This is a genomic window from Micromonospora sp. D75, from assembly GCF_018070405.1.
Lineage (GTDB): Bacteria > Actinomycetota > Actinomycetes > Mycobacteriales > Micromonosporaceae > Micromonospora > Micromonospora chalcea.
Genome location: NZ_JAGPXV010000786.1, coordinates 1 through 2355, shown reverse-complemented (window position 1 = coordinate 2355; position 2355 = coordinate 1). Strand labels below are relative to the sequence as shown.

The 2355-nt window shown below is 70.9% G+C and carries 2 protein-coding genes and 1 pseudogene; 1 reads left to right on the top strand and 2 read right to left on the bottom strand.

The window, feature by feature from the left end; genetic code table 11:
- The first annotated feature begins 59 nt into the window (after positions 1-59).
- Positions 60-707 carry an FMN-dependent NADH-azoreductase gene (locus KBX39_RS29015; protein WP_210873593.1) on the top strand — a complete coding sequence of 216 codons (648 nt, stop codon included), beginning with the start codon at positions 60-62 and terminating at the stop codon, positions 705-707.
- Between the two features lie 80 nt (positions 708-787).
- Here KBX39_RS29015 and KBX39_RS29010 read toward each other — a convergent pair whose 3' ends face one another.
- Positions 788-1822 carry a 2-oxoacid:ferredoxin oxidoreductase subunit beta gene (locus KBX39_RS29010; RefSeq protein ID WP_043326944.1) on the bottom strand — a complete coding sequence of 345 codons (1035 nt, stop codon included), beginning with the start codon at positions 1820-1822 and terminating at the stop codon, positions 788-790.
- A pseudogene (locus tag KBX39_RS29005) lies at positions 1815-2355 on the bottom strand (2-oxoglutarate ferredoxin oxidoreductase subunit alpha); the annotation flags it as partial. The gene KBX39_RS29010 and the pseudogene KBX39_RS29005, both read right to left, overlap by 8 nt.

Genomic DNA, 2355 nt, shown 5'->3' with positions numbered 1-2355 from the left:
CATCGACCTGCTATAAATAGTTGGTTCTACACGAACGATCGTCGGAGGAGGAATCACCAATGGCACACCTACTGCACATCGACTCCAGCATCACCGGGGAGCGGTCGATCAGCCGGCGGCTCACCGCCCGCGCGGCCGCCGCCTGGCGCGCCGCCCACCCGGACGGCACCGTCACCTACCGGGACCTGGGACAGAACCCGCTGCCGCACCTGAACACCGCGAGCGGCCTCGCGCGCATGGTGCCGCCGGACCAGCACACCCCCGATCAGGCGGCGTCCTGGCGGCTGACCGAGGAGGTCGTGGCCGAGGTGAAGCAGGCCGACACGGTCCTGCTCGGGCTCCCGCTCTACAACTACGGCGCGCCCAGCAGCGTGAAGTCCTGGGTCGACCACCTGATCGCCCCCGGCATCGCCTACGACCCGGTGACGAACGCCGGGCTGCTCGGCGACCGCCAGTTCGTCGTCCTGGTCAGCCGCGGCGGCGGGTACGGCCCGGGCACCCCGCGCGAGGGCTGGGACCACGCCGAGCCGTGGCTGCCGCACGGCCTGTCCCTGACCGGCCTGGAGCCGCGGTTCATCTGCGCCGAGCTGACCCTGGCCCCGGTCAACCCGGCGATGGCCGAGCTGATCCCGCTGGTCGTGCAGAGCCTCGCCGCGGCCGAGCGGGCCGTCGACGACCTGTGGGTGCCCGCCTCGGCGGCCGCCTGACCGGGCTGCGTCACACGCGAGAGGGCGGGCCGCTCCACGGGGGAACGGCCCGCCCTCTCGCGTGACGCGTCAGCGGCGGATCAGAGGATCGTCCAGGTGTCGCCGCTGCCGAGCAGCGCGGCGAGCTGCTGCTCCGGGGTCTTGTCCACGCTCGCCTTGGCGGCCGCGACCTGCTCCTGCACCACGCTGTCGTAGGAGGGGCGGCCCACCGACCGGAACACGCCGATCGGGGTGTTGCTCAGATCCAGGCCGGGCAGCCGGGACAGCGCGAACGCGTACGCCGGGTCGGCCACGCCCGCGTCGTGCACCACGATCTCCTCGGCCGGCGTGTTCGCGGTCTCCCGGACCTCCAGGCCGAAGCCGCCCGGCGGGTGGACGACGCAGAACTGCCCGTCCTTGCCGAACGTGATCGGCTGCCCGTGCTCCAACCGGATCAGGAAGTCGTCCCGGGTGGCCGGCTCCTTCAGCGTGTCGAACGCGCCGTCGTTGAAGATGTTGCAGTTCTGGTAGATCTCCACGAACGCGGAGCCCTCGTGCTGGGCGGCGGCCCGCAGCACCGACTGGAGGTGCTTGCGGTCCGAGTCGATCGTCCGGGCCACGAACGTGGCCTCGGCGCCGAGCGCCAGCGACAGCGGGTTGAACGGCGCGTCCGCCGAACCGACCGGCGTCGACTTGGTGATCTTGCCGACTTCGGAGGTCGGCGAGTACTGGCCCTTGGTCAACCCGTAGATCCGGTTGTTGAACAGCAGGATCTTCAGGTTGACGTTGCGGCGCAGCGCGTGGATCAGGTGGTTGCCGCCGATGGAGAGCGCGTCGCCGTCACCGGTGACCACCCAGACCGACAGGTCCGGCCGGGACACCGACAGGCCGGTGGCGATCGCCGGGGCACGTCCGTGAATCGAGTGCATCCCGTACGTGTTCATGTAGTACGGGAAGCGCGACGAGCAGCCGATGCCCGAGACGAAGACGATGTTCTCCCGGGGGATGTTCAGCTCCGGCATGAAGCCCTGCACGGCCGCCAGGATGGCGTAGTCGCCGCAGCCGGGGCACCAGCGCACCTCCTGGTCGGACTTGAAGTCCTTGGCGGTGAGCTTGAGGGCGACGGGCTCAGACATTCTTCAGGACCTCTTCCAGCATCGTCTCCAGCTCGGCGGCGGTGAACGGCAGACCGCGGACCTGGTTGTAGCCGATCGCGTCGACCAGGTACTTCGCCCGGATCACGTGGGCGAGCTGGCCGAGGTTCATCTCCGGCACGACCACCTTGTCGTACCGGGCCAGCACCTCGCCGAGGTTGGCCGGCATCGGGGCCAGGTGCCGCAGGTGCGCCTGGGCCACCGAGTGCCCGCGCTGGCGCAGGCCACGGCAGGCCGCGCCGATCGGGCCGTACGTGGAGCCCCAGCCCAGCACCAGCACCCGGGCGTCGCCGTCCGGGTCCTCCACCTCGACGGCCGGCACCGGGATGGTCTCGATCCGGGCCGCGCGGGTCCGCACCATGAAGTCGTGGTTGGCCGGGTCGTACGAGATGTCGCCGGTCTTGTCGGCCTTCTCCAGGCCGCCGATCCGGTGCTCCAGACCGGCCGTGCCGGGCACCGCCCACGGGCGGGCCAGCGTCTGCGGGTCGCGCAGGTACGGCAGGAAGGTGGTGCCG

What these genes read in the sequence shown, in the direction of transcription:
- KBX39_RS29015 (WP_210873593.1), top strand. Translation starts at nt 60, where the DNA reads ATGGCACACCTACTGCACATCGACTCCAGCATCACCGGGGAGCGGTCG.
- KBX39_RS29010 (WP_043326944.1), bottom strand. Translation starts at nt 1,822, where the DNA reads ATGTCTGAGCCCGTCGCCCTCAAGCTCACCGCCAAGGACTTCAAGTCC.